This window comes from Bradyrhizobium sp. AZCC 2176, from assembly GCF_036924645.1.
Taxonomy (GTDB): domain Bacteria; phylum Pseudomonadota; class Alphaproteobacteria; order Rhizobiales; family Xanthobacteraceae; genus Bradyrhizobium.
Genome location: NZ_JAZHRX010000001.1, coordinates 1,794,973 through 1,819,651 on the forward strand (window position 1 = coordinate 1,794,973; position 24,679 = coordinate 1,819,651).

Below are 24,679 nucleotides of genomic sequence, written 5' to 3' on the forward strand. Positions count from 1 at the left end.
CGCCGACCAAACGATATAAGTTCTGTCGGTTAACGGGAACAGGCGAGACGGCTCCACGTTGAACCCTGCGGGTTCCGGTCGGTTCCGGTGCAGCGCGGGACAAATAGCCGTGTCATCACAGGTTAACGTGCCCCTCAGCAACTTGCGCGCGGTCACCATTGTTATCGTGGTCGCGTTCCATTCCGTACTGCCATATCTCGCGTCACAACCATCCCATCCCTTTCAATTCGACGCGCCGCCCTATCGCTGGATTGCATTTCCGATCCTTGACCGGGAGCGCTGGTTCGGCTTCGACCTGTTTTGCGCGTGGCAGGACGTCAGCCTGATGTCGCTGATGTTCTTCCTGGCTGGCTTGTTGACGCCGCCCAGCCTGGGTCGTAAGGGGCCGCGCACCTACATCTTGGAGCGTTCGTGGCGGATCGGCCTGCCGTTCGTCTTCGCCGTCGGCATTCTCAGTCCTCTCGCCTACTTCGCGTCCTATCGGCTGACGGCGGCCGATTCCTCCATCACTGCTTTCTGGCAACATTGGCAGGCGCTCCCGATGTGGCCTGCCGGGCCGCAATGGTTCTTGTGGCAAATTTTCCTTCTGGGCGCGGTTGCGGCCGCGCTCCACGCGCTCGCCCCACATTGGCTCAAGGCATTGAGCGTGCTGGTGGCCCGCCTTGCCGACGATCCGCTGAGGTTTTTCATCGGGCTCACAATGCTCTCCGCGTTGGCCTATGTGCCACTGGCGATGGCCTTCACGCCGTGGGAATGGACCTTCCTTGGCCCATTTTCATTTCAACTCAGCCGGCCATTGCACTATGTCGTCTATTTCTTCGCGGGATTTGCGATTGGTAGCCATCGACCCGAACACAGCATATTGCGTCCCGATGGTCCGCTTGCACGTCATTGGCTGGCCTGGCTTACCGCGGCCGTGGCCAGCATGTCCCTATGGGGCGGGCTCACATCGCTGACCATGCCAGACTGGCAGGCAAGCGCGCCGATTTCTCGCGTGGCTTCGGCGCTCGCGTTTCCGGTTGCTTCCGCGGCCGCCGCGCTGTGTCTGGTCGCGATCTGCCTTCGGTTGTTGCGGTCGCGCCATCGCGTGCTCGACGGCCTCTCGAGCCATGCCTACAGCATCTATCTGGTGCATTACGTCATTGTGGTGTGGCTGCAATACGCGCTGCTCGACGCCGACCTCGCTGCCATTGGCAAGGCCACTATCGTATTTGCCGCTGCGCTCAGCCTCAGCTTGGCTGCAAGTGCCGGTGTGAAGATCGGAGTTAAGGCGCTCGTTTTGCGCTATTCCGAGCTGCGAGGCGAGCACGCCATGGCCGATCAATCGCAATAGACGGGGGCCGACATGTCGCTGGTACTGACACTTGCGTCCCGCAACCTGTTTCACGATCGGCTTCGCTTCGTCGCGACCCTCGTCGGAATCGTCTTCTCGGTGGTCCTTGTCATGATCCAGATGGGCCTGTTTCTCGGATTCGGCCGAATGGTCACCACGATGGTTGACAACGCCTCGGCTGATTTCTGGATCCTGCCCAAAGGGGGCCAAATGCTTTGAGGATCCTTCGCTCCTCGACGTCAAGCTGCGTGACCGCGTTGCAACGGTTGAGGGCGTAAGTTCGGCGGTCCCGCTGGTGATCGGGTTCTCGGACTGGCGCCTGGAAAGCGGCGAAGTGACGCCGGTGTTCATAGTGGGATCCGACCTGCGCGACGGCAGCTTGCAGCCTTTCAATGTCGTGGACGGCAACGTACAGACGTTAACGCAGGGCGCGAACGTTGCGGTCGATCGCTCCTATTTTGACAGGCTCGGCGTAAGCGGCGTCGGCTCGACCGCGGAAATCCGCGGCCGCAAGGTGCGCGTAGTCGCCATCACGGACGGAATTCGCTCGTTCGCCACGACGCCTTACGTGTTTGTCGACCAGAAGAACGTGCGCAATTACACCGGGACGCCGCGCGATCGCGCCAGCAGTATTCTTGTTCGGCTGAAAAGCGATGCCGATCGGGAGAAGGCTCTCAGCGCCATCCGCGCGCAGGCCGGCGAGGCGGAAGTTCTTACTTCAGACGATTTCCGCAGCCGCAGCCGGTCATTCTGGCTGTTCGGCACCGGCGCCGGAGCCGCGCTGTTTGCCGGTGCATTGCTTGGGGTGATCGTCGGCACCGTGATCGTCGCGCAAACGCTCTACTCCAGCACCAAGGACCATTTGAGCGAATTCGCCACGTTGCGTGCGATGGGTTCCTCGAACGCCTATATCTACGGTGTGATCATCTATCAGGCGCTCATCAATGCCGTGATCGGCTTCTGCGTCGCCGCGGGGATCGGCTCGCTCGTCGTCCAGATGACCGCAAAAAGCGCATTGCCGATCGTGATCACGCCATGGCTGATGGCGGCGCTGTTCGTCCTGACTGTCGTGATGTGCGTAGCGTCGGGCATCGGGGCGATCGTCCGTGTGGTGCGCATCGATCCGGCCACGGTGTTCATGCGATGAATGATTACGTAATTGAAGCCAAGTCGGTCGAGAAGACGCTGGGTCGCGGCGCCGGCGAGGTGCAGGCGCTGCGCGGCATTGATCTCGCGCTGCGCCGGGGCGAGCTGACATTGCTGATGGGCCCGTCGGGGAGCGGCAAGACCACGCTGCTGCTGGTTCTTGGATGCATGCTGACGCCGAACTCGGGCAGCGTCACCGTATGCGGTACGCCGACGTCCAACGCCGACAAGGAAGCACTCGCCAGGATTCGGCGCGAGCATGTTGGTTTCGTGTTCCAGTCCTATCATCTGTTCCCGACACTGACCGCGGCGCAGAACGTGCAACTGGCGCTGGATATCCGCGGCGAGCACGGAAGGAGAGCCGCGCAGAAGTCGCGAGAGGCTCTTGCAATGGTTGGGCTCGAGCAGAAGACGGATAGTTTGCCGGGTGGGCTCAGCGGCGGCGAGCAGCAAAGGGTCGCCATAGCGCGCGCGCTCGTCGCAGACCCTTCTGTCGTCCTGGCCGACGAGCCGACCGGTGCGCTGGACGGAAAGAACGGTCAGAGCATCATGCGCATTCTCGCCGATACCGCCCATGAGCGCGAGCGAGCGGTGCTCGTTGTCACCCACGATCCGCGGGTCGTCCCGTTTGCGGATCGCATCGTCGAGATCGAGGACGGTCTGATCGTGACAGAGCGACCTGGCGAGACGGCCCGCCCGCGTTTGCCCAGGGCCGCGCCGTTCAGGGCTTGAGGGCAAGGACGAGCCATGAGCCTGCGGGCGGAAATTCTGCGCGTCGGTATTCGGATGTTTCTCAAGCGGCGCAGCGGAGCACTCGACGTCGAGCAGTGGCGGAAAGAGATGCGCGCGATCGAGCGGTTTCTGCCGCGCCCGCCTGCCAGGAGCGAAACCATCACGGTCGAGGCCGGCCGGCTTACGCTGCACCGGGTAAAAACTTCGGCATCCCGGCCGGAGCGCAACGTGCTTTACCTCCACGGCGGTGCCTACGTTTCCGGCGCGCCGGTCTATTACCGACATTTCCTGTGGCGGATTGCCGACGCCTTGCAAGCGCGCGTCTGGGCGCTCCAATACCGCCTGGCTCCCGAACACGCCTTTCCGGCGGCGCTTGATGACGCCGTCGAGGGCTATCATTGGCTTGCCGATCACACACCGGATATTCGCCAGTTGTTCGTGGTGGGAGATTCCGCGGGCGGAGGTCTCGCGCTGGGCCTGCTGCTGAAACTTCGTGACGACCGCAAAGCTCTTCCCGCCGCGGCTGTCGTCCTGTCGCCCTGGACCGATCTGGCCCTGACCGGTCCCTCCTTGAAGTCGAATGCAGCGGCCGATCCGATGCTGAATGTCGATGATCTCCCTGACCTGGCGCGGCTCTATCTCGCCGGCACCGATCCACGTACGCCCTACGCTTCGCCGCTCTACGGCGATCCCGCCGGGCTGCCTCCGGTCCTCATTCAAGTTGGCAGCGATGAAATTCTCCGAGACGACGCTGTCCGAATGGCGGCGCTGCTGTGGTCAGAGAATCCGCGCAGCAAGCTCGAGGTCTGGCGCCGCATGCCGCATACTTGGCAACTGTTTGTGCCGGTGCTGCCTGAAGCTCATCAGGCGATTGCGCGGATCGGGGAGTTTATCTCGAAGGTCGGCAGCTAAGCCGACCTGTTCGCGGTCACACCCGGAAATGCTTGCTTAGCTTCAACCCCTGCGCCTGGTAGTTCGAGCCGATGCGCTGGCCGTACATCGCGTCGGGCCGCGACAGCATTTTCTCGTAGACCAGACGGCCTACGATCTGGCCGTGCTCGAGGATGAACGGCACCTCGCGCGAGCGCACTTCGAGCACGGCGCGCGCGCCCTGCCCGCCGGCGCCGGCATAGCCGAAGCCGGGATCGAAGAATCCCGCATAGTGCACGCGGAATTCGCCGACCAGCGGATCGAACGGCACCATTTCGGCGGCGTAATCCGGCGGCACCTGCACGGCCTCCTTGGAGGCCAGGATGTAGAACTCACCGGGATCGAGAATGAGGCTGCCGTCTGGACGCGCCGGGATCGGCTCCCAGAATTCGTCGACGGCGTAGCCGCCGCGACGGTCGATATCGACCACCCCCGTGTGGCGCTTGGCGCGATAGCCGACGAAGCCTGATGTGTTCTCACCGGAGAGATCGACCGAGAGCGCCACGCCATTGGCCAAATCTGCATCGTCGATATCGACCAGCCGCTCGGCGCCATGCAGCGCATCGAGTTCGTCGGCATTGAGGATGGCGTCACCGGCGCGGAAGCGCACCTGAGAGAGCCGCGAGCCCTCGCGCAGCAGCACCGGAAACGTCTTCGGGCTGATCTCGGCATAGAGCGGGCCGTGATAGCCGGCGCCGATCATGTCGAAGCGGCGGGTGCCGTCGGCGATCACGCGGGTGAAGACATCGAGCCGCCCGGTCGAACTCTTCGGGTTGGCGGCCGCCACGATCTCCCGCGGCAGAGCGAGGCTTTCCAGCAGCGGCACGATGTAGACGCAGTTGGTCTCCAGCACCGCGCCATCGGAGAGGTCGATTTCGTGCAGCTTCAGCTCGTCGATGCGCTCGGCAACCGTGGCGCCGGGACCGGGCAGAAAGCTCGCGCGCACCCGGTAGGCGATGTCGCCCAGCCGCAAATCGAGGCTCGCCGGCTGGATCTGGCTTTCGACAAAGGGATATTCCGGCAGGATCAGGCCCGCATCCGCCATCGCCGCGATCATGCGGTCGGGCAGAATTCCGTTGGCGTCGGGCGGAAGCGTGAACGGCACGGCGCGATCCTCAATACGGCCCAATTGTCATCCAAACCTCGTAAATATGGGCTTTTAGGGGTTATCCGATGGCCGCCTTGACGGGAAGGGCGCGAGGTAATATCAGCATGACTTATCCCGTGGTGATTTGAGCCGGCCGGCTTGCAGCCACGTTAAATAAATCGCTAAACAGGCCGGGGACACGTGTGATCCCGGCCTGTGGAAATTTTTCCAGGCCGGTTTTTTGTGACCATTTTCCGGTGGTCACGGCGGAGGTCACATGTCTGAGACTGGTTCTACCAAGCGCTATCGTCCCGAAACCAAGCTGGTGCATGCCGGCGCCCTGCGCTCGCAATTCGGCGAGACGTCCGAGGCGCTGTTCCTGACGCAGGGCTTCATCTACGACACCGCCGAGCAGTGCGAGGCGCGGTTCAAGGGCGAGGATCCCGGCTTTCTCTATTCGCGCTTTTCCAATCCCAACATCTCGATGTTCGAGCGGCGCATGATCGAGCTCGAAGGCGCCGAAGCCGCGCGGGCGACCGCGACCGGCATGGCGGCGGTGACGACTGCGATCCTCGCCCCGCTGAAGGCCGGCGACCACGTGGTGGCGGCGAAGGCGATGTTCGGCTCTTGCCGCTATGTGGTGGAAGATTTGCTGCCGCGCTACGGCATCCAGTCCACCCTCGTCGACGGCCTCGACCTCGACCAGTGGAAGCGCGCGATGCAGCCGAACACCAGGACGTGCTTCCTGGAGAGCCCGACCAATCCGACGCTCGACGTGCTGGATATCCAGTCGATCGCCGAGATCGCGCACAAGGGCGGCGCGCGGCTGATCGTCGACAATGTGTTCGCCACCCCGATCTGGCAGAGCCCGCTGTCGCTCGGCGCCGACGTCGTGATCTATTCCGCGACCAAGCACATCGACGGCCAGGGCCGCTGCCTCGGCGGCATCATCCTGTCCTCGGAAGCGTTCATCGCCGAGCACATCCACAATTTCATGCGCCAGACCGGTCCGTCGATGTCGCCGTTCAACGCCTGGGTGCTGCTGAAGGGGCTGGAGACGCTCGGCGTCCGCGTGCGCGCGCAGACCGAGACGGCGGCGAAGGTCGCGGACAGCCTTGCCAAGCATCCGAAGATCTCGCGGCTGATCTATCCCGGCCGCGCGGATCATCCGCAGGCTGCACTGGTGAAGCGGCAGATGCGTGCCGGCTCGACCCTGATCGGCTTCGAGGTCAAGGGCGGCAAGCAGGCCGCGTTCCGCTGCCTCAACGCGCTGCAGATCTCGCGCATCTCCAACAATCTCGGCGATGCCAAGAGCCTCGTCACCCATCCTGCGACCACGACGCATCAACGGCTGACGCCGGAGGCGCGCGCCGAACTCGGCATCAGCGAGGGTTTCATTCGCTTCTCGGCCGGGCTCGAACATGCCGATGATCTGATCGAGGATTTTGCGGCGGCGCTGGAGAAGGCGTGAGGGCGAATGGCGAATAGCGAATGGAATTCATCCCATTCGCTATTCGCTACTCACTATTCGCCTCTCTCACATCGGCCGGTACGCGCGCACGTTCGCGGGCACGTTGACGCCGAGCTTGATCTGGCCGACCGACTTGATGATGTCGTCGCCGAGCAGTTGGGCGAAGCAGGCGTAGCCCCAGTCGCTCATATGCAGGCCGTCGGCGATCACGAAATTCTCGATCGGAATCGCCTGCTTTTCGTGCCAGTCCTTCATCACCGCAAACCGCGGGAAGACGCCGACCTTGCGAAGCTCGGCGACCTTGTTGAGCAGGCGCATCATCTTGCCGGCGCTTTCCGCATGCTCGTTGACCCGTGGCGAATATTGCGGATCGATCAGCACAACGTCGGCGCCAACCATCTGAATGCGCGAGATGCCTTCCTCGACGAGCTTTGCCGTCTCACCCGGATCGAGGTTGCGCAGCACCGCGTTGGTGCCGACCTGCCAGATCACCAGATCCGGATGCAGGTCGATGACGGCCGTCTGCAGCCGCTTCATCATTTCCGGCGCATCCTCGCCGCCCTTGCCGGCATTGATGACGGAGATATCGGCCGTCGGATATTGCCGGCGCAATTGCGCGGCGAGCCGGTTGGGATAGTTGAAATCCGGCGAAGTCGCGCCAAAACCAGCGGTCGACGACGATCCGAACGCGACGATCACCACCGGCTGCCCCGCAACCAGCTTGCTCGCGACGCGCGGCAGCGACCCCATCGATTTGGAGGCGCCCTTTGGCGGCAGGCACGGAACACGGCTGAAGATGTCGCCGGCCGATTTCGCGACTTCCCTCACCTTGTCGATGGCCTTGCCAGTGATGCCCTTCTGCGCCGCCGCATTGGCGGCGGCCGGGGGCGCTGCCTGCGGTGGGGCGCTCTCGGCCTTGTTGTCGGTCTTGTTGCTATCGGACAGCGCCGCCTGCTGGCCGCTCTGCTGCGGAGCCGTCTGCGCGTGCAGCGGCAGCACCGAGGCAGGCATCAATAGCGCCAGGCTCGCGGCAAAGATGGTCGGCAATGTCGACAAACGAAAAGGGTAGTGAGAACTCATTAACGCTGGTCCCTAATTCTGCTGCGCCTGGTCGAGGCGGGCCGCATCGAGCACAAATTTCGACAGCGCGCGGCCGAGGCAGCCATGAACCCGTTTGGCCATGTCGGTGCCATGAAAAGTACTGAACAGATCGAAATCTCCGGCGTCGTTCCAGTGACGCATGATGGCAAACCGGTCGAACAGCGGAACATTATGCTGCTGCGCCACCACGCGCATATTATCTAGGTATGGCGGCGCAGAAATCATCGTTTCCGTCCGCGGGCTGTATTGCAGATTGACCAGAACCACATCGGCTCCCGCATTTTGCAGCGCAACAATTCCTTCGTCGATGGCACCGCGAAAATCGTCGGGATCGACGGATCGCATAGCATCGACGGTTCCCGTCTGCCAGATGACCAAAGTAGGTCTTTTTGCTTCCACCAGCTTAACGAGGTTGGCGTCCACCTCCTCGGCCGTCTTCCCGTTCTGTAGTTCTACGGAGAGGTTGACGGTGATCGAAGGCAGCTTCTCCTTCAGGGCCGCCTGCAGCTTGGCCGGATAGGCGCTGGCTTCGGAGGACAGGATGGTCGACGACCGGCTCCCCACCACCAGGACGGTCAGCGGCCGGGCGTTCTTGACCGCCTCGGCCACCTTCGGAAGCGTGCTCTCGGTGGAGAGGAGATGGCCCGGGACTTCGCAGGTCTGAGGGGCGGCGTCCTCGGCACGAGCAAAACCAGCGGCTGCAAGACCGGCAAACAGCGTCAGAACCAGCACAGCTCGAGAGCCGGACCTCATACGCTTCCTCCCGCCATGTCGGCATTGCCACCGGTGATTTTCGTTTTCGAGGCTCCTTTGTCGGCCGTATGCTTGTACCACGAAATCACCCACGCCACGCCCCACATGATGAGGATTCCGGCAACGCTGACCAAGGCGTGCGTGACGGCACCGCCGCCAACTTCGGCCAGCACGAAGTGCCCGGCAAAGGCCAGGAAGACGCCGAGGCAGAATATCTCAAGCGAATGCTGGCCGCACAGGATCAATGGTCGCAGCCAGCGCGATTTGAGCCCCGACCAATCCTTGGGCAGGAAGCGCACGGTGAGCGCCGCAAGCGCCAGGAAATGGGCAAAGCGCAGCACGTCCAGATCGGTCTTGGTGATCGGATACATCCACTGCTCGAGCCGCTTCGGCATCAGGAAGCTGAGCTGCGGCAGGTGCCAGGTCAGCGTGACGAAGAACGAGAAAAGCAAATAGCCGGCGCAGATCCACAGCGTCACCGGCGACGACAGGACCCGCGACATCCGCGCGGCGCCGCCCAGTGCGCACCAGGCGCCGAATACGAACAGCAATTGCCAGCAGAACGGATTGAAGATCCAGAAGCCGCTCGGATAGGCGGTCAGATACCAGTCGAAATGCCAGGTCAGCACGTACAGCAGCACCGAGAGCGCCAGCGCGACGTCGGCCCGCCATTTCATCAGCCACAGGATGATGGGCAGAAACAGCATCAGCACGATGTAGAGCGGCAGCACGTCCATGTTGACGGGCCGGAATCTCAGGAGCAGCGCCTGAATGATGGTGACATCAGGTTGCTTGAGAAAATCCATGATGCCCATTTCTTCGCTGTAGAGCGGGTTCTCGAAACGGGTGGCGACATAGGAAATTTCGGCGAGGAAGATCGTGAACAGGAACACATGCGCGACGTAGATCTGCCAGACCCGGCGCATGATCCGCGCGGTCGCCACCACGAAGCCGGCGTCCAGCATCGCCCGGCCGTAGACGAAGGCCGCGGTGTATCCGGAGATGAAGATGAAGATCTCGGCGGCGTCGGAAAATCCATAGTTGCGGATGGTGAACCAGGTCAGGATATTGGTCGGCAGATGGTCGATGAAGATCAGCCACAGCGCCATTCCGCGAAACAGGTCGAGCCGCAATTCGCGCTCTCCGGCAACGGGTAGCGTGATCGCCGGCGCGGAAGCCACCGCGGCCTTGGTATCGCTGAGAGGCCTTCCGGCAACTGGATCGGCAATGGACGACATCTGGCACCGTTGGTTGAGCTTTTACGCGTGCACCGTCCGGGAAAGATAATATCGGCCCGCAGCTTGCACACAAGGATACGCAAACAGGTACGGGGCCGGACCGCGCGCGGCTGCGCTCTAGAACGGAACTATGTTGAAACCGCGATGAAACAAGCGGCAACCCCGGCGGAGCGGAGATTGTTCCCCCGGCATTCTTGGCTATGATACGAAACAGGGTTTTCCGGAAGCTTTTTCCCATGTACCGCGCCGTCACCCGCCAGATCGAAGTCACTGTCGAACCGAACTTCCTCCCCGGGCGCTCGTCGGTCGACAAGGGCCAGTATTTCTGGTCCTACACGATCGTCATCACCAATACCGGCGCCGAGACCGTGCAGCTCCGTACCCGGCACTGGATCATCACCGACGCCACCGGCCGCAAGCAGGAAGTCCGCGGCGAAGGCGTGGTCGGCGAGCAGCCCGTGCTGGCGCCGGGCGAGCGCTTCAAATACACCAGCGGCGTGCCGCTGCCGACCGCGTCGGGGTTCATGACCGGGCGCTATCAGATGGTCAGCGAAAGCGGCGAGCGGTTCGAGATCGACGTGCCGACGTTCTCGCTCGACAGCCCGGATAACAAGCGGGTGTTGAACTAGGGCATTGCGCGCTCTCTGTAGCCCGGATTCTCTTCGCTCGTCATTCCCCGGTGCGCAATTGCGCACCTGGGGATGCGCCTCTTGGCGCAGACCCGGAATCCATTTCACCATTCGGTTTGCGGCTCAATGGATTCCGGGCTCGCGCTTCGCGCGCCCCGGAATGACGACTGAGTATGACTTCGCGATCTCGCGGCGCATTGCGCCCGAGGTTTGATCTTCGTTGTCCCTCTTCGAAATAGAGGGCGCAGGGAAGACCGGGTGCTTGCTGCACCCGCGGTCTCGCGTGCGATTTGCGCAAACAAAACTGCACACGAGCATACAGGGCAGCGGGAGCATTCCGGCCTTCCCTGCGCAATGGCTTTACGGCTTACTTCGTGCTCTTCCCGGAGAACGGCTCTGTTGCCTCCGTCGCTGCGCAAACGGTTTCACGCAACTTAGCGCCAGCACCGCGGCGCCCGAACCACACGACTTCACCGTACGCGTCACGCACCTTCGTCTTTGCGCGCTTCGCGTCCATCGCATCTCACCGCGCGTTCGTGACGATGGCCAACGCCCCTCATCTGCCGCGAGACGGGCGGAGTTATGTCGCTGATTTGGGTGAGAACGAAAGCAGAATATTTTTGCGCGAAGGGCTGGACAGGTTTTTACTGATTTGCCCGACAAGTGAAATGGCCGCGAATTGTAGTGCCCCTACTCCTCCACGCCGGCTTCGTGCGGCGTGAACTCATACACCGATGAGCAGAACTCGCAGGTCACCACCACCTTGTCGTCTTTCACCATCTCGGCGCGATCTTTCGGCGCAAAGCTCTTCAGCATGGCCGAGACCGCATCGCGCGAACAAGAGCATTGCGCGCGCAGCGGCAGCGGCGTGAACACGCGCACGCCGCGTTCGTGAAACAACCGGTACAGCAGCCGCTCGCCCGACAGATCGGGATCGATCAGTTCGACATCCTCGACGGTGCCGATCAGCGACTGGCCCTCGACCCAGGCATCGTCCTCGGCAACGGAATGCGGCACCGCGCCGTCAGGCGCATCGCCGGGATGCAGGTCGGCCTGCCGCGCCCGCTCGGGCGCCTTCGGCAGGAACTGCAGCAGCATGCCGCCGGCGCGCCAGCGATGTTTTCCGCCGTCGCCGCCGCGCCATTCCTCGCCGACCGCGAGCCGCACGCGGGTGGGGATCTGCTCGGAGCGCAGGAAATATTCATGCGCGGCATCTTCCAGGCTGCCGCCGTCGAGCGCCACCAGGCCCTGGTAGCGGCTCATGTCCGCCCCCTGGTCGATGGTCATCGCGAGATGACCCTTGCCGAGCAGCGCGCCGGAATCCTGGCCGTCCTTCAGCCGCCTGGCATCATAGCGCGCATAGGCGCGCAGGCGATCGGGTGCCTGGAAATCGACGATCAGGAACGACACCGGGCCGTCGGTCTGCGTCTGCATGATGAAGCGGCCGTCGAATTTCAGCGCCGAGCCGAGCAGCGTCGCCAGCACGATCGCCTCACCGAGCAGCTTACCGACGGCGGGCGGATAATCGTGCTTGGTCAGGATGTCATCGAGCGCGGGGCCGAGCCGGGTCAGCCGTCCGCGCAGATCGAGCGCTGCGACCTCGAACGGCAGCACCGCGTCGTCAACGGGAACGGACGACGGCGCGCGAACGGGCGCCTCGGTCGTGATTTTGATGTCGGGGGATTGTGAGATCATGGCGCTCTATCTGGGGTCTGAAGGTGCGAAACGGAAGGGGCTGAAGGCGGCGAAACGATCTCCGCACGTCGTCCCTGCGTTCGCCTGCGTTCGCAGGGACGACAATCACGCCACTTCGTTAAAGCACCAGGCCAGAATGCCCTTTTGCGCGTGCAGGCGATTTTCGGCCTCATCGAACACGACCGATTGCGGGCCGTCGATCACCTCGTCGGTGACTTCCTCGCCGCGATGCGCGGGCAGGCAGTGCATGAAGATCGCATCCTTGCTGGCCAGCGACATCAGCTTCTCGTTGACCTGATAAGGCTTCAGCACGTTGTGGCGGTGCTCGCCGTCCTTGTCGCCCATCGACACCCACGTGTCCGTGACGACGCAATCGGCGCCGCGGACCGCGGCCTCGGGATCGTTGCCGAGCACGATCGGGGCTTGCGTTGCCTTGATCCAATCCTTCATCGCCTTGTTCGGCGCGAGTTGCGGCGGGGTCGCGACATTGAGCTTGAACTTGAAACGCTCGGCTGCATGCGCCCACGACGCCAGCACGTTGTTGTCGTCGCCGGTCCAGGCGACCGTCCTGCCCTCGATCGGTCCGCGATGTTCCTCGAAGGTCATCAGATCGGCCATCACCTGGCAGGGATGCGAGCGCCGCGTCAGGCCATTGATCACGGGCACGGTGGCGTGCGCCGCCAATTCCAGCAGCGCGTCGTGATTGAGGATGCGGATCATGATCGCATCGACATAGCGCGACAGCACGCGCGCGGTGTCGGCGATGGTCTCGCCGCGGCCGAGTTGCATTTCCGCGCCGGTCAGCATGATGGACTCGCCGCCGAGTTGGCGCATGCCGACGTCGAACGACACCCGCGTGCGGGTCGACGGGCGTTCGAAGATCATCGCCAGCGTCTTGCCTTCGAGCGGCTTCCCGGCCTTTTCATGCGCCTTCAGCTTCGCCTTCATGTCGGCGCTGGCGGCCAGCATGTTGCGCAATTCGGCGAGCGGCAGTTCGCTGATGTCGAGGAAGTGACGGACGGACTTGCTCATCATCCCGCCGCCTTCTTCAACTGATTGCCTGATAGCGCGACGCAGGCGCGCTCGAGCATCTGGACGGACTCGTCGATCTCAGCCTCGGTCACGATCAACGGCGCCAGGAACCGCACCACATTGTCGCCGGCGCCGACGGTGAGCAATCTCTCGCCGCGCAATGCATTGACGAGATCGCCCGATGGCACCACAGCCTTGACGCCGACCAGCAGCCCCTCACCGCGCACTTCCGAAAGCACGGCGGGATAGCGATCGACCACGGAAGCCAGTTTCTGTTTCAACAGCAGCGACATCTTCTGTACGTGGTCGAAGAAGCCGGGCTTCAGCATCACGTCGAGCACAGCGTTGGCGGAAGCGATCGCCAGCGGATTGCCGCCGAAGGTCGAGCCGTGCGAGCCGGGCGTCATGCCGGAAGCAGCTTCCGCGGTCGCCAGCACCGCGCCGATCGGAAAACCGCCGCCGAGCGCCTTTGCCAGCGACATCACATCCGGCGTCACGCCGACGCGCTTGTAGGCGAAGAGATCGCCGGTGCGGCCCATGCCGGTCTGCACCTCGTCGAACGCCAGCAACAGGCCATGCTCGTCGCAGAGCTGGCGCAGCGCCTTGAAGAAAGATTGCGGCGCGGAGCGCACACCGCCCTCGCCCTGCACCGGCTCGATCAGGATGCCCGCGGTGTGCGGCCCGATCGCTTTCTTCACCGCTTCGAGATCGCCATGCGGCACCTGGTCAAAACCGTCCATCGGCGGCCCAAAGCCTTCGAGATATTTGGCGGAGCCGGTCGCGGCGAGCGTGCCGAGTGTGCGGCCGTGGAACGCGCCCTCGAAGGTGATGAGCCGATAGCGTTCGGGATGTCCCTTGGAGAATTGATAGCGGCGCACGACCTTGATCACGCCTTCCATCGCTTCCGCACCCGAATTGCAGAAGAACACAAGGTCGGCAAAGCTCTGCTCACAGAGCCGCGCGGCGAGCTTCTCGCCATCCGGGCTCCTGAACAGGTTCGACATGTGCCAGAGCTTTGTCGACTGTTCCTGCAGCGCCTTGATCAGATGCGGATGGCAGTGACCCAGCGCATTGACCGCGACGCCCGAGGTGAAGTCGAGATAGCGCTCGCCATTGGTTGCCGTAAGCCAGCAGCCTTCGCCGCTTTCGAAGCCGAGATCGACCCTGGCGAAGACGGGGAGCAGATGCGACGTGGCGCTATTGGTCATGGCAATTCACTGAAGGTTTGAGACCTGCTTTTGAACCTGCCGCGGAGCACACGCGTGCATTGGCGCGAAGGCGGCAACAGCCGGTCTTGCGAAAACGAAACGTGCCGCCTCTTAAGGGCGGCACGGGAGAGGTATTCTATGTGGGCGGGGGGCGCTGTCAACACACCACGAAGCTGCCTTTCCTGCACCGCAAGATAAGGAAATCCGTACGATTGCGGTGTGGTGGAAAACACGCAGTGCAATGCCTAGATGTCGGAACATGTGGACGCGCAGGCCCGGACTCTTGCGCCCGAGTCCCGCCATATTGTAGCTTTTGGGCCGTCGGGTACGACATCTCGTGCGGCAGTTCTGATCCCTGGAGTCCATTTTGTACGGCGTAAACGTTCGGGCGCGGTTTTCGCGCCCGGCGAGGGCTAAGGGATTCTGACCGCAGGGATTTTTGAGACGAATGACGTCGCCAGCGCTGCCCCTGATTGGCCGGCGCGATGCGAAGGGAAGAATACGATGACGGTATTGACCTGGTCAGACGATCGCGTCGAGCAGCTTAAGAAGCTCTGGGAAGCCGGATTATCGGCGAGCCAGATCGCGGCGGAACTCGGAAATGTGACGCGAAACGCCGTGATCGGCAAAGTGCACCGGCTGGGCCTGTCCGGCCGTGCCAAGAGCCCCTCCTCGGCCGCCCCGCGGCAGCGCAAGGCACGCCCGGCCCAGCAGATGATGCGGGTGTCGCGGCCGGTCTCGCGCGGCAACACCGCGCTCGCGCACGCCTTCGAGGTCGAGATGGAGCCTGATCCGATCGCCTTCGACAATGTGGTGCCGATGAGCCAGCGGCTGTCGCTGCTCGAACTGAACGAGGCGACCTGCCACTGGCCGGTCGGCGATCCCTCGAGCCCGGAATTCTTCTTCTGCGGCGGCAAGGCGCTTTCGGGACTGCCCTACTGCGCGCATCACTCGCGGATTGCGTATCAGCCGGCTGCCGACCGGCGGAGGCAGCAGCCGAAGCCGACAAGGTAAGCCACGGTTTGTCGTAGATCCTATGGGGTGGCAGGTGGTCAGGGGGTAAGTTGAGTTTGCGACCACCCACTCACCCAGAGGATCTACGAACTAAATCGTTCGTCGTCCCTGCGAACCGCAGGGACCCATAACCACGGATGTCAGTGGTTATGCTTCGCTGGAGCTCCAGCGCGTTTCAACAATCGAGATTTGTGGTTATGGGTCCCCGCGTTCGCGGGGACGACGCCGGAGTTTGCTGAGACAACCAGCAGAGCGTTACGGCTCCACCTTCGCAAACCGGTCGTCCAGTGCATAACCCGCGCCGCGCACAGTGCGGATGGGATCCTGTTCTCGGCCCGGATTGAGCAGCTTGCGCAGGCGGCCGATATGGACGTCGACGGTGCGCTCGTCGATATAGATGTCGCGGCCCCAGACGCTGTCGAGCAACTGCTCGCGGCTGAAGACGCGGCCGGGATGTTCGAGGAAAAATTCCAATAGCCGATACTCGGTCGGGCCGAGATCGATCTGGCGGCCGGAACGCGCAACGCGCCTTTTCTCACGATCCAGTTCGATATCGCCATAGGTCAGCACCGTGGCGAGCCGCTCGGGGCTTGCCCGCCGCAACAGGCCCTTCACCCGCGCCAAAAGCTCCGGCACCGAGAACGGCTTGACGATGTAATCGTCGGCGCCGGTCGCCAGCCCCCGCACCCGCTCGCTCTCCTCGCCGCGTGCCGTGAGCATGATGATCGGCAACTGCTTGGTCTCCGGCCGGGCGCGCAGTCGGCGGCACAGCTCGATGCCGGACAGTCCCGGCAGCATCCAGTCGAGCACGACGAGATCGGGCACGCGCTCCTTCAGCCGCGTATCCGCATCGTCGCCGCGGGCGACGGTTTCGACATCATAACCTTCTGCGTCGAGGTTGTAGCGCAACAGCGTGGTCAGCGCTTCCTCGTCCTCGACCACCATAATGCGCGCGCTCATTCTGCTTTCCTCAAGTATTAGGCAGGGTCGTGGCGAACGTCGTCATGTCGCCCTTCGGGCGCTTGTCGAGCATCTGCTGTCCCTCGATCATGTAGAACACGGTTTCGGCGATGTTGGTGGCGTGGTCGCCGATCCGCTCGATGTTCTTGGCGCAGAACATCAAATGAATACAGAACGAGATGTTGCGCGGATCCTCCATCATATAGGTCAGGAGCTCGCGGAACAGCGAGGTGCAGATGGCGTCGACTTCCTCGTCGCCCTTCCACACCGCCATCGCCGCCGGCAGATCGTGCGCCGCATAGGCGTCCAGCACCGACTTGACCTGCGACAGCACCAGATCGGTCATGTGTTCCAGGCCGCGCATCAGCTTGAGCGGCTGGAAATCGTTCTCCAGCGCCGCGACCCGCTTGCCCATGTTCTTGGCGAGGTCGCCGATCCGCTCCAGATCGGTGGCGACCCGCATGGCGCCGACGATTTCGCGCAGGTCGATCGCCATCGGCTGGCGCCGCGCAATCGTCAGCACCGCGCGCTCCTCGATCAGATGCTGCAGCCGGTCGATCTCGACGTCGGCTGCGACGACGCGCTTGCCGAGGGCGACGTCGCGGCGGACCAGCGCGTCGACGGATTCGGTGATCATGCGTTCAGACAGGCCACCCATCTCGGCGACGAGACGGGTCAGTTCCTGAAGGTCGCTGTCGAACGCCTTGGCGGTGTGCTCGGATGCCATCTCTTATCTCCTCAAATCATGGTCCGATTCTAATCGGATCATGATTTTATTTCCTCGTTTGAGCATGATCTCTTCGGAAAACCGGTTCCCACTTTTCCGGATCATGCTAGCCAAACCGGCCGGTGATGTAGTCCTGGGTGCGTCGATCGCTCGGCGAGGTGAAAATCTTGTTGGTGTCGTCGAACTCGATCAGCTCGCCGAGATACATGAAGGCGGTCTTGTCGGAGACGCGCGCCGCCTGCTGCATGTTATGGGTGACGATGGCGATGGTGTAGTCCTCCGCCAGCTCCTGGATCAGTTCCTCGATCTTGGCGGTCGAGATCGGGTCGAGCGCCGAACAGGGCTCGTCGAACAGGATCACCTCGGGCCGCACCGCGACGGTGCGGGCGATGCAGAGCCGCTGCTGCTGGCCGCCGGACAGCGACAGGCCCGAGGCATTCAGCTTGTCCTTGACCTCGTTCCACAGCGCGCCGCCGCGCAGCGCCTTTTCGACGCGGCCGTCCATCTCGGACTTGGAGATCTTTTCATACAGGCGGATGCCGAAGGCGATGTTTTCATAGATCGTCATCGGGAACGGCGTCGGCTTCTGGAACACCATGCCGACGCGGGCGCGCAGCAGATTGAGGTCGAGCTTGGGGTCGAGGATGTTGGTCTGGTCGAGCATCAACTGGCCGGTCGCCTTCTGGCCGGGATAGAGGTCGTACATCCGGTTGAAGATCCGCAGCAGGGTCGACTTGCCGCAGCCGGACGGGCCGATGAAGGCGGTGACGCGGTGGGTGCCGAGCGTCAGGTTGATGTTCTTCAGCGCATGGTGCTCGCCATAGTAAAAGTTCAGGCCGCGGGCGGTCACCTTGGGCGCGGCCTCGGGCAGCGCCACCTGCGGAACGGGTCCCGTCGCTGAGCTCACGGATACGGAGAGATCGGTCATTTGGATGTCCTCTCGGCGCCAAGAATGCGCGCGCCAATATTCAAGGCAAGTACGGTGAGCGTGATCAACAGGGCGCCGGCCCAGGCGAGTTGCTTCCAGTAGGCATAGGGGCTCTGGACGAAGTTGTTGATGGTGACCGGGAGGTTGGCCATCGTCTTGGTCAGGTCGAGACTGAAGAACTGGTTCGACAGCGCGGTGAACAACAGCGGCGCGGTTTCGCCGGCAACGCGGGCGGTGGCGAGCAGGACGCCGGTGATCAGGCCGGACCGGGCAGCGCGATAGGCGATCCGCCGGATCACCAGCGAGCGCGGCAGCCCGAGCGCGGATGCCGCCTCGCGCAAGGGATTGGGCACCAGCCCCAGCATGTCCTCGGTGGTGCGAACCACCACGGGGATCACGATCACGGCCAGCGCCAGGCAGCCGGCGATCGCCGAGAAGCCGCGCATCGGCACGACGACCGCGCCATAGATGAACAGGCCGATGATGATCGAGGGCGCGCTCAACAGGATGTCGTTGATAAAGCGGATCACCGAGGTGAGCCTGTCGTGCTTGCCATATTCGGCGAGATACGTGCCGGCGAACAGGCCGAGCGGCGCGCCGATGCCGACCCCGATCACGGTCATCATGATCGAGCCGATGATGGCGTTGCGCAGGCCGCCATCGGTCGATCCCGGCGGCGGCGTATCCTGGGCGAAGACGGCGAGGTTGATGCCGGAAAGGCCGTTGTAGAACAGCGTGAACAGGATCAGCGCCAGCCAGGTCACACCGAACAGCGCGGCGCCGACGCAGAGCGTGCGGATGATGATGTCGTTGCGGCGGCGGGCGGCGTAGATCGGGTTCATGTCAGTTCCCCGCCTTCTTTTCCAGCCGCATCAGCATCAGCCGCGCGGCAGCGAGAACGAAGAACGTCAGAATGAACAGCAGCAGGCCGAGCAGGATCAGGCCCGACTGGTGCAGCCCGTCGCTCTCGGCGAATTCGGATGCGATCGCCGCCGAGATCGTGGTGCCCGGCGCGAAGATCGAGGACTGGATCTTGAACGAATTACCGATGATGAAGGTCACCGCCATGGTCTCGCCGAGCGCCCGGCCGAGCGCCAGCATGATGCCGCCGATCACGCCGACCCGGGTGTAGGGAATGACGACGTTGCGGACGACTTCCCAGGTGGTGCAGCCGACGCCATAGGCCGCTTCCTTCAGCACCGGCGGCACCGTCTTGAACACATCGACCGAGATCGCGGTGATGAAGGGCAGCACCATGATCGCGAGAATGAGCGCAGCGTTGAACAGGCTGAGATAGGAGGGAGGACCTGCGAAGATCGTTCCCAGCACGGGGATGCCGTCGAACACGCTGATCATGAATGGCTGGAACGTGTTGGCCAGGAATGGCCCCAGCACGAAGAAGCCCCACATGCCGTAGATGATCGAAGGAATGCCGGCGAGCAGCTCGACGGCAAGGCCGATCGGACGGCGCAGCCAGATCGGGCAGATTTCGGTGAGGAACACCGCAATGCCGAGGCCGACCGGAATGGCGATCATCATCGCGATCACGGAGGTAACCAGCGTGCCGTAGATCGGGCCGAGCGCACCGAGTACCGGCGGATCGGCCGACGGCGCCCAGCGCTGCGTCCACAGGAAGGCCGCGCCATATTCACGGATCGCGGGCCACGCGCCGACGATCAGCGAGATGATGATGCCGCCGAGGATGAGGAGAACCGAGATCGCGCAGGCGCGCGTGATCCAGTAGAAGGTGATATCGCCGAGCTTGAACGCGCTGAGGGCCCGTGCGCGATCGTAGGGTCCGGCAGCTTCCATTACGTCGCTTTCAACCGCCATTTCTGCCACGCCAATCCCCTGTACTTTTACTCGATCCGGTTCGATCCGTCTCGTGCCCCCGATGCGGTGCAGCGCTTGCGGTGCGCCGCTATTCCGGAGCCTATTTTCTTCTTGATTGGTCGCCCAATGGGTCCCGGCTCTGCGGTGCATCGTCAAGAGACGCTGCACCGCGTCCGGGACACAGAGTACTTGGACCTCAGCTCTTGATCTCTGACGACCAGGTCTTTTCGATCAGCTTGACCACCGATTCCGGCATCGGGATGTAGTCGAGTTCTTCGGCCATCTTGGCGCCCTTCTCGAACGACCATTTGAAGAACTTGATGGCTTCCTGGGACGCCGCCTTGTCGGTCGCATCCTTGTGCATCAGGATGAAGGTCGCCGCCGTGATCGGCCAGGAGGCTTCGCCGGGCTGGTCGGTCAGGATCACGTAATAGCCGGGCGCCTTGGCCCAGTCGGCGTTGGAGGCGGCCGCCTGGAACGCTGCGATGGTCGGCTGCACGGTCTTGCCGGCCTTGTTGATCATCGCCGCATAGGTCAGCTTGTTCTGCTTGGCGTAGGCATATTCGACGTAGCCGATCGCGTTCTTGGTCTGGCCGACATTGCCGGCAACGCCTTCATTGCCCTTGGCGCCAACGCCGGCCGGCCATTCGACCGCGGTGCCGGAGCCGACCTTGGCTTTCCAATCGGCGCTCGACTTCGAGAGATAGTCGGTGAAGTTGAAGGTGGTGCCCGAACCGTCGGAGCGGCGCACCACGGTGATGGCGTCAGCCGGCAGCTTCAGCTTCGGATTGAGCTTTGCAATCGCGGCATCGTCCCACTTCTTGATCTTGCCGAGATAGATGTCGCCAAGCACTTCGCCCGAGAGCACGAGTTCGCCCGGCTTGATGCCTTCGAGGTTCACGACCGGCACGATCGCGCCCATCACCATCGGCCACTGCACCAGGCCGTCCTTCTCGAGCGTCTCATGCTTGAGCGGCGCGTCGGTGGCGCCGAAGGTCACGGTCTTGGCCTGGATCTGCTTGATGCCGGCGCCGGAGCCGATCGACTGGTAGTTCAGACCGTTGCCGGTCTCCTTCTTGTAGGCGTCGGCCCACTTCGAATAAATCGGGAAGGGGAACGTGGCGCCCGCGCCGGTGATGTCGGCAGCGAAGGCCGACGTCGAAGCGGCGACCATGCCGGCAGCGACGATTGTCCTGAGGAAATTCATGGTTGGTCTCCATCTGGTGAGCGAAGCGCCTGTTGCGCCCGATCGCGCTCACACCCCGCTCGTCTAGGAGCGGTCGATAGAGCTTTTACGAAGGTTCGATGACAGTTGGATGACACAATCAAGCGCTTGAAATCGCTTAAATTTATTGCGCTGACGGGGCCTTGAACTGGGGAAAACAGGGGTAAAGACCGCGCGGTTCCCTACCCCCAATTTCCGATAAAAGTCCGCAGCGACGGCTCAGATTGTATATAACCATAAAACTAGTATTATGGTTGTCAACTCCATGCCGTTGCGTTATGAAGCACCATGGACCGAGAGCTCGCCGCACGCTGCCTCGCCGAACTGGGCAACCTGACTCGCCTGGACATCTATCGGCTTCTCGTTCGCGCCGGCCCGCCGGGGCTCAACATCAGCGAAATACAGACCCGTCTCGACCTGGCGGCATCGACCTTGGCCTTTCATCTGCGAGGCCTGGTTAGCGCAGGCCTTGTCGCGCAGGAAAAGATCGGGCGGGAGGTAATTTGCCGCGCCCAGTACCATCGCATCGACTCGATTATCGGGTTCCTGCGCGAGCATTGTTGCGAAGGGTTTGCGGACGATTTGCCGGCAGAGGCCGGGCGCCGGGCGGGTTGACCTACCGCAGCCGGTTAGCGCGAAGTTGCCGACCATTCACTACGGTTGGGTCATATTGGGGGCGGGCACATTCGGCTCCTTCATGACGCTGCCCGGCCAGACGGCGGGCGTCTCCGTTTTCTTCGATCCGATCACCGCCGAACTCGGCATCTCACGCACGTCGGCGTCGATCGCTTATGCAGCCGGCACGCTCGCAGGGATTCTGCCGGCGCCAGTGATCGGCCGCTGGATCGACCGGCTTGGACCACGGGCCACCGCCACCATCATCGCCGCTGGACTTGCTTTGGCCTGCGCGTTCATGGCGAGCGTTCAGTCCGCCCTCATGCTGTTGATCGGCTTTGCGCTCCTGCGTGGCGCTGCCATTGGCGGCCTCAGCCTCGTGAGCCAGCAAGTCGTCAATCTGTGGTTTGTGCGACGGCGCGGGATCGCCGCAGCCGCGGCCAGCCTCGGGCTCGCGGCCGGATCAATGATTTTTCCGCAAGTAATCGATTTCCTCATTTCGCTGTTCGGTTGGAGAGGCGCCTACCTTGCGCTTGCCGGATTTGTCGCGCTGACCATTCTGCCGGTCGCCGCTCTGCTATTCCGGGATCGCCCGGAGAAATTCGGTCTCAGCCCGGACGCCGGGCTTGCGCTGACAGCGAAAGACCCGCGGCCGGAGCCGTCATTTTCGCGACAGCAGGCGCTGCGCACGGGCGTGTTTTGGTTGCTGTGTGCCGCCGGCTTCCTGACCAATGCGGTCGGCACGGCACTCTTGCTCAATCACTTCTCGATCATGCAGACCGCCGGAGTAGCTTACGTGGATGCGCTGACGCTGCTGGCGATTGCTGGCGGCGTTCAGGCTGCCGCTACCCTCGGCACGGGACTCCTGGTGGATCGCTATGAACCACGACGTCTGGTTCCGCTGGCGATGGGCATGCTTGCGCTCGCCTCGGCCCTTCCGGTGTTCGGTGGCGGCGTTGCCGTGAGCTGGCTCTACGCGTTGAGCCTGGGCGCCGCTTACGGTTCGCAGCAAGCGATCAACGCCGCCGGCTTCGCACAGTATTTTGGCCGCGATCATCTCGGCGCAATCAGGGGAACTTCGTTCGTATTCGGTGTTGCGGGCGCTGCGTTAGGGCCGCTTCCGTTCGCTGCAAGCATCGACTGGACGGAAAGCTACGGAGCCGTGCTGACAGTCTGCTGCGGGCTTTCCCTCATGTGCGGGGCGGCAGCTTTCGTCGTGTGTTGCCCGTCAGCGGCGGCAAATACAACGGCGATTCCGTCTCCGATGACGGAGCGAACGTCATGACGGCAGGGGAAACAACCGTTGTGGCGGGCATCGAGATTCCCTCGACCGATCCTGTCTTTCTGACAGTCATTTTCGGATTGCATATTCCCCTTGGCCTTGCGTGCGTTGGCATTGGCGCGATCGCGATGTTGAGCGAGAAGCATCGCGGCCGGCATTCGAAGTTGGGGACGATCTATTTCTGGTGTCTGCTGGCACTGTTCGCGTCTGCGACGTTCCTGTCGCTGATGCGCTGGGACGAAAATTATCACTTGTTCATTCTTGGAGCGATGTCGTTCGCCTCCGCTTGGAGCGGGCGCATGGCGCTCAGGCGGCGGTGGAAAGACTGGGTTAGGCTCCACATCATGGGGATGGGTCTGTCGTATATCCTGATGCTTATTGCCTTCTACGTCGATAACGGAAAGCAACTGCCGATCTGGAAAGAATTGCCACATTTCATGTATTGGGCGATACCTCTCGCATTCGGCATACCGCTCATCGTACGCGCGCTTCTTTGGCATCCGCTGGCGCGAGCGCGCACCTAAGTTCCCAGTTAATGCGGCAAGATGCGACATGCGTTTGCCAAGAGCCGCGGCGCGAGCCCTTCCATTCTTCAGCCGCGCGGTCCCGCTAAGATGATGGCCGCACCAAACAGACAGATTGCAGCGCCCGTGACATCCCAACGATCCGGCCGGACGCCCTCAATGCTCCACAGCCAAAGCAACGAGGAAACGATGTAAATGCCGCCATACGCGGCGTAAGCCCTGCCTGCGGCCTCGGTTTCGACCAGCGTCAGCAGGTACGCGAATACGATCAGGGAAACGACACCCGGAATCAGCCACCAAGTCGGCTTGCCGAGGCGCAACCAGCCCCAGAAAGCAAAGCAACCTGCGATCTCGGCAATGGCGGCCCCAATATAGACAACAGTCGTCTGCATCCCTGATCGTTTCACACCTTCCGCTGCTAAGTTCAATGCTCCAGAACCGAGCCTCCTGTTATGCCCTCAGGACGCGGGCAAGCTGATGCTCGATAAGTGGCCAGAGCACCGCGACACTCAACAAGACGGTGGCTACGGCCATCATGTAAAGAGTCGACGCGGCTGGCCACCGTCGTGCTCGCATTGACTGCCAAACAATCCAACTCCAGGCGCCGACGACAGCGAGCACCGCCAAGCCCGTCACCCAAACGTGCGCGCTGGCCACGAATGCGAGTATGCTCCCTGTTCCTGCGGCTGCCACCGCAGGCAAGGCAAATGGGAGCACGCAACACGCGCCGCATGCCACTGCTCCAGTAGCGAGGGTGACGGCGGTCAATCCGGCGGCTTTCTCGCCGGGCCGCTGCTCGGCAATCAGGGGCGTCGTATTCGATGGTGCTGCGCACCCGCATCCCGATGGGGCTTGCGCTCCCGCAAGGAACTGCTCAAACAGCGGGTCGACAGCGTCGCGGGACGATTCCGGCGCTGTGATCGAAAGGCGGATTTCTTCCGTTGCGGACCGGACATCGAAGGTTAGAAATGCGCAACACACTTGCTCCTTTCGAACCATCTCGCTGACGCGCTCGGCGGCTTCCAGGGCGTAATAAAGATCTAGAACCAAGCCCCGTCGCTCGTGGCGACGCAGCGCATCACGGGTCAAGGCACGGATCGATGCCAATCGATCCTTATATTCACCAGCGGTTAACGTGCAGGCGATCGGCGGGGCTTCAATCGTAGTCATTTCTTGCAGTCTCCTCTCGGCCTCCTGACGAGGTCCTTGCCTGTAG

At 62.7% G+C, this 24,679-nt stretch carries 26 protein-coding genes and 1 riboswitch; of the genes, 11 read left to right on the plus strand and 15 right to left on the minus strand.

Annotated elements, in window-relative coordinates; all coding sequences use genetic code 11:
- The first annotated feature begins 109 nt into the window (after positions 1 to 109).
- The 5 genes from V1288_RS08190 to V1288_RS08210 all read left to right on the plus strand — a co-directional run bounded on the left by V1288_RS08190 (position 110) and on the right by V1288_RS08210 (position 4,123).
- Complete coding sequence (locus V1288_RS08190) at positions 110 to 1,333, plus strand: acyltransferase family protein (protein WP_334356564.1); 1,224 nt, start codon at positions 110 to 112, stop codon at positions 1,331 to 1,333.
- Positions 1,334 to 1,345: 12 nt separating this feature from the next.
- Positions 1,346 to 1,552 (plus strand): hypothetical protein, encoded by a 207-nt coding sequence (locus V1288_RS08195; RefSeq protein ID WP_334356565.1) that lies wholly within the window; start codon positions 1,346 to 1,348, stop codon positions 1,550 to 1,552.
- A gap of 76 nt (positions 1,553 to 1,628) precedes the next feature.
- The gene (locus tag V1288_RS08200) at positions 1,629 to 2,480 is read left to right on the plus strand and encodes an ABC transporter permease (protein WP_334356566.1); all 852 of its coding nucleotides are present in this window, start codon (positions 1,629 to 1,631) and stop codon (positions 2,478 to 2,480) included.
- Positions 2,477 to 3,211: an ABC transporter ATP-binding protein gene (locus V1288_RS08205; protein WP_334356567.1), complete on the plus strand. Its 735-nt coding sequence runs from the start codon at positions 2,477 to 2,479 to the stop codon at positions 3,209 to 3,211. Before V1288_RS08200 ends, V1288_RS08205 begins: the two co-directional genes overlap by 4 nt.
- A gap of 15 nt (positions 3,212 to 3,226) precedes the next feature.
- Positions 3,227 to 4,123, plus strand: coding sequence for an alpha/beta hydrolase (locus tag V1288_RS08210; protein ID WP_334356568.1), 897 nt, complete (start codon positions 3,227 to 3,229; stop codon positions 4,121 to 4,123).
- Between the two features lie 16 nt (positions 4,124 to 4,139).
- Here the strand turns inward: V1288_RS08210 and V1288_RS08215 are convergent, their stop codons facing one another.
- Positions 4,140 to 5,246 carry a 2'-deoxycytidine 5'-triphosphate deaminase gene (locus V1288_RS08215; protein ID WP_334356569.1) on the minus strand — a complete coding sequence of 369 codons (1,107 nt, stop codon included), beginning with the start codon at positions 5,244 to 5,246 and terminating at the stop codon, positions 4,140 to 4,142.
- 109 nt (positions 5,247 to 5,355) lie between these two features.
- Positions 5,356 to 5,435, plus strand: a riboswitch (SAM riboswitch).
- Positions 5,436 to 5,505: 70 nt separating this feature from the next.
- On the opposite strand from V1288_RS08215, the gene V1288_RS08220 reads away from it, so the two are divergent.
- Positions 5,506 to 6,699 carry an O-succinylhomoserine sulfhydrylase gene (locus V1288_RS08220; protein ID WP_334356570.1) on the plus strand — a complete coding sequence of 398 codons (1,194 nt, stop codon included), beginning with the start codon at positions 5,506 to 5,508 and terminating at the stop codon, positions 6,697 to 6,699.
- Positions 6,700 to 6,765: 66 nt separating this feature from the next.
- On the opposite strand, the gene V1288_RS08225 is transcribed toward V1288_RS08220, so the two are convergent.
- From V1288_RS08225 to V1288_RS08235, 3 genes are read right to left on the minus strand one after another with little or no spacing between them, the layout of a single operon-like run.
- Entirely contained in the window at positions 6,766 to 7,779 is a 1,014-nt protein-coding gene (locus V1288_RS08225; RefSeq protein WP_334356571.1) for an SGNH/GDSL hydrolase family protein, read from the minus strand.
- 12 nt (positions 7,780 to 7,791) lie between these two features.
- A complete protein-coding gene (locus V1288_RS08230) occupies positions 7,792 to 8,553 on the minus strand; it encodes an SGNH/GDSL hydrolase family protein (RefSeq protein ID WP_334356572.1) in 762 nt (253 codons plus the stop codon).
- On the minus strand, positions 8,550 to 9,791 hold the full coding sequence (locus V1288_RS08235; RefSeq protein ID WP_334356573.1) for an OpgC domain-containing protein: 1,242 nt from the start codon (positions 9,789 to 9,791) through the stop codon (positions 8,550 to 8,552). Before V1288_RS08235 ends, V1288_RS08230 begins: the two co-directional genes overlap by 4 nt.
- A gap of 236 nt (positions 9,792 to 10,027) precedes the next feature.
- Between V1288_RS08235 and apaG the strand changes: the two genes are divergently transcribed.
- Positions 10,028 to 10,420, plus strand: coding sequence for a Co2+/Mg2+ efflux protein ApaG (gene apaG / locus V1288_RS08240; protein ID WP_334356574.1), 393 nt, complete (start codon positions 10,028 to 10,030; stop codon positions 10,418 to 10,420).
- Between the two features lie 690 nt (positions 10,421 to 11,110).
- Here apaG and V1288_RS08245 read toward each other — a convergent pair.
- The 3 genes from V1288_RS08245 to V1288_RS08255 form a co-directional block, all read right to left on the minus strand.
- Positions 11,111 to 12,115: an Hsp33 family molecular chaperone gene (locus V1288_RS08245; protein WP_334356575.1), complete on the minus strand. Its 1,005-nt coding sequence runs from the start codon at positions 12,113 to 12,115 to the stop codon at positions 11,111 to 11,113.
- Between the two features lie 105 nt (positions 12,116 to 12,220).
- A complete protein-coding gene (argF, locus tag V1288_RS08250; protein ID WP_334356576.1) occupies positions 12,221 to 13,147 on the minus strand; it encodes an ornithine carbamoyltransferase in 927 nt (308 codons plus the stop codon).
- Entirely contained in the window at positions 13,147 to 14,355 is a 1,209-nt protein-coding gene (locus tag V1288_RS08255; protein WP_334356577.1) for an aspartate aminotransferase family protein, read from the minus strand. The genes argF and V1288_RS08255 overlap by 1 nt, the downstream gene beginning before the upstream one ends.
- 504 nt (positions 14,356 to 14,859) lie before the next feature.
- Here V1288_RS08255 and V1288_RS08260 point away from each other — a divergent pair.
- On the plus strand, positions 14,860 to 15,369 hold the full coding sequence (locus V1288_RS08260; RefSeq protein WP_247832989.1) for a GcrA family cell cycle regulator: 510 nt from the start codon (positions 14,860 to 14,862) through the stop codon (positions 15,367 to 15,369).
- A 255-nt stretch (positions 15,370 to 15,624) separates the two neighbouring features.
- Here V1288_RS08260 and phoB read toward each other — a convergent pair whose 3' ends face one another.
- The 6 genes from phoB to pstS all read right to left on the minus strand — a co-directional run bounded on the left by phoB (position 15,625) and on the right by pstS (position 21,024).
- Complete coding sequence (gene phoB, locus V1288_RS08265) at positions 15,625 to 16,329, minus strand: phosphate regulon transcriptional regulator PhoB (RefSeq protein ID WP_057853529.1); 705 nt, start codon at positions 16,327 to 16,329, stop codon at positions 15,625 to 15,627.
- Positions 16,330 to 16,339: 10 nt separating this feature from the next.
- Positions 16,340 to 17,056 carry a phosphate signaling complex protein PhoU gene (gene phoU, locus V1288_RS08270; protein ID WP_334356578.1) on the minus strand — a complete coding sequence of 239 codons (717 nt, stop codon included), beginning with the start codon at positions 17,054 to 17,056 and terminating at the stop codon, positions 16,340 to 16,342.
- 106 nt (positions 17,057 to 17,162) lie between these two features.
- Positions 17,163 to 17,984 (minus strand): phosphate ABC transporter ATP-binding protein PstB, encoded by an 822-nt coding sequence (gene pstB / locus V1288_RS08275; protein ID WP_334356579.1) that lies wholly within the window; start codon positions 17,982 to 17,984, stop codon positions 17,163 to 17,165.
- The gene (pstA, locus tag V1288_RS08280; protein ID WP_334356580.1) at positions 17,981 to 18,826 is read right to left on the minus strand and encodes a phosphate ABC transporter permease PstA; all 846 of its coding nucleotides are present in this window, start codon (positions 18,824 to 18,826) and stop codon (positions 17,981 to 17,983) included. Before pstA ends, pstB begins: the two co-directional genes overlap by 4 nt.
- 1 nt (position 18,827) lies before the next feature.
- Positions 18,828 to 19,826, minus strand: a complete 999-nt coding sequence (gene pstC, locus V1288_RS08285) for a phosphate ABC transporter permease subunit PstC (RefSeq protein WP_334356581.1) — start codon at positions 19,824 to 19,826, stop codon at positions 18,828 to 18,830.
- A 187-nt stretch (positions 19,827 to 20,013) separates the two neighbouring features.
- Entirely contained in the window at positions 20,014 to 21,024 is a 1,011-nt protein-coding gene (gene pstS / locus V1288_RS08290) for a phosphate ABC transporter substrate-binding protein PstS (RefSeq protein WP_334356582.1), read from the minus strand.
- Positions 21,025 to 21,330: 306 nt separating this feature from the next.
- Between pstS and V1288_RS08295 the strand changes: the two genes are divergently transcribed.
- From V1288_RS08295 to V1288_RS08305, 3 genes are all read left to right on the plus strand, one after another.
- On the plus strand, positions 21,331 to 21,657 hold the full coding sequence (locus V1288_RS08295; protein WP_334356583.1) for an ArsR/SmtB family transcription factor: 327 nt from the start codon (positions 21,331 to 21,333) through the stop codon (positions 21,655 to 21,657).
- An 82-nt stretch (positions 21,658 to 21,739) separates the two neighbouring features.
- Positions 21,740 to 22,942 (plus strand): MFS transporter, encoded by a 1,203-nt coding sequence (locus tag V1288_RS08300; RefSeq protein WP_334356584.1) that lies wholly within the window; start codon positions 21,740 to 21,742, stop codon positions 22,940 to 22,942.
- Complete coding sequence (locus tag V1288_RS08305) at positions 22,939 to 23,463, plus strand: hypothetical protein (protein ID WP_334356585.1); 525 nt, start codon at positions 22,939 to 22,941, stop codon at positions 23,461 to 23,463. Before V1288_RS08300 ends, V1288_RS08305 begins: the two co-directional genes overlap by 4 nt.
- A gap of 68 nt (positions 23,464 to 23,531) precedes the next feature.
- Here the strand turns inward: V1288_RS08305 and V1288_RS08310 are convergent, their stop codons facing one another.
- Both V1288_RS08310 and V1288_RS08315 read right to left on the minus strand, forming a co-directional pair.
- On the minus strand, positions 23,532 to 23,855 hold the full coding sequence (locus tag V1288_RS08310) for a YnfA family protein (protein ID WP_334356586.1): 324 nt from the start codon (positions 23,853 to 23,855) through the stop codon (positions 23,532 to 23,534).
- Positions 23,856 to 23,913: 58 nt separating this feature from the next.
- Positions 23,914 to 24,633, minus strand: coding sequence for a hypothetical protein (locus tag V1288_RS08315; protein ID WP_334356587.1), 720 nt, complete (start codon positions 24,631 to 24,633; stop codon positions 23,914 to 23,916).
- Positions 24,634 to 24,679 lie beyond the last annotated feature (46 nt).

What these genes read in the sequence shown, in the direction of transcription:
- V1288_RS08195 (WP_334356565.1), top strand. Translation starts at nt 1,346, where the DNA reads ATGTCGCTGGTACTGACACTTGCGTCCCGCAACCTGTTTCACGATCGG.
- V1288_RS08205 (WP_334356567.1), top strand. Translation starts at nt 2,477, where the DNA reads ATGAATGATTACGTAATTGAAGCCAAGTCGGTCGAGAAGACGCTGGGT.
- V1288_RS08210 (WP_334356568.1), top strand. Translation starts at nt 3,227, where the DNA reads ATGAGCCTGCGGGCGGAAATTCTGCGCGTCGGTATTCGGATGTTTCTC.
- V1288_RS08220 (WP_334356570.1), top strand. Translation starts at nt 5,506, where the DNA reads ATGTCTGAGACTGGTTCTACCAAGCGCTATCGTCCCGAAACCAAGCTG.
- V1288_RS08225 (WP_334356571.1), bottom strand. Translation starts at nt 7,779, where the DNA reads ATGAGTTCTCACTACCCTTTTCGTTTGTCGACATTGCCGACCATCTTT.
- V1288_RS08230 (WP_334356572.1), bottom strand. Translation starts at nt 8,553, where the DNA reads ATGAGGTCCGGCTCTCGAGCTGTGCTGGTTCTGACGCTGTTTGCCGGT.
- V1288_RS08235 (WP_334356573.1), bottom strand. Translation starts at nt 9,791, where the DNA reads ATGTCGTCCATTGCCGATCCAGTTGCCGGAAGGCCTCTCAGCGATACC.
- apaG (WP_334356574.1), top strand. Translation starts at nt 10,028, where the DNA reads ATGTACCGCGCCGTCACCCGCCAGATCGAAGTCACTGTCGAACCGAAC.
- V1288_RS08245 (WP_334356575.1), bottom strand. Translation starts at nt 12,115, where the DNA reads ATGATCTCACAATCCCCCGACATCAAAATCACGACCGAGGCGCCCGTT.
- argF (WP_334356576.1), bottom strand. Translation starts at nt 13,147, where the DNA reads ATGAGCAAGTCCGTCCGTCACTTCCTCGACATCAGCGAACTGCCGCTC.
- V1288_RS08255 (WP_334356577.1), bottom strand. Translation starts at nt 14,355, where the DNA reads ATGACCAATAGCGCCACGTCGCATCTGCTCCCCGTCTTCGCCAGGGTC.
- V1288_RS08260 (WP_247832989.1), top strand. Translation starts at nt 14,860, where the DNA reads ATGACGGTATTGACCTGGTCAGACGATCGCGTCGAGCAGCTTAAGAAG.
- phoB (WP_057853529.1), bottom strand. Translation starts at nt 16,329, where the DNA reads ATGAGCGCGCGCATTATGGTGGTCGAGGACGAGGAAGCGCTGACCACG.
- phoU (WP_334356578.1), bottom strand. Translation starts at nt 17,056, where the DNA reads ATGGCATCCGAGCACACCGCCAAGGCGTTCGACAGCGACCTTCAGGAA.
- pstB (WP_334356579.1), bottom strand. Translation starts at nt 17,984, where the DNA reads ATGACCGATCTCTCCGTATCCGTGAGCTCAGCGACGGGACCCGTTCCG.
- pstA (WP_334356580.1), bottom strand. Translation starts at nt 18,826, where the DNA reads ATGAACCCGATCTACGCCGCCCGCCGCCGCAACGACATCATCATCCGC.
- pstS (WP_334356582.1), bottom strand. Translation starts at nt 21,024, where the DNA reads ATGAATTTCCTCAGGACAATCGTCGCTGCCGGCATGGTCGCCGCTTCG.
- V1288_RS08295 (WP_334356583.1), top strand. Translation starts at nt 21,331, where the DNA reads ATGGACCGAGAGCTCGCCGCACGCTGCCTCGCCGAACTGGGCAACCTG.
- V1288_RS08300 (WP_334356584.1), top strand. Translation starts at nt 21,740, where the DNA reads ATGACGCTGCCCGGCCAGACGGCGGGCGTCTCCGTTTTCTTCGATCCG.
- V1288_RS08305 (WP_334356585.1), top strand. Translation starts at nt 22,939, where the DNA reads ATGACGGCAGGGGAAACAACCGTTGTGGCGGGCATCGAGATTCCCTCG.
- V1288_RS08310 (WP_334356586.1), bottom strand. Translation starts at nt 23,855, where the DNA reads ATGCAGACGACTGTTGTCTATATTGGGGCCGCCATTGCCGAGATCGCA.
- V1288_RS08315 (WP_334356587.1), bottom strand. Translation starts at nt 24,633, where the DNA reads ATGACTACGATTGAAGCCCCGCCGATCGCCTGCACGTTAACCGCTGGT.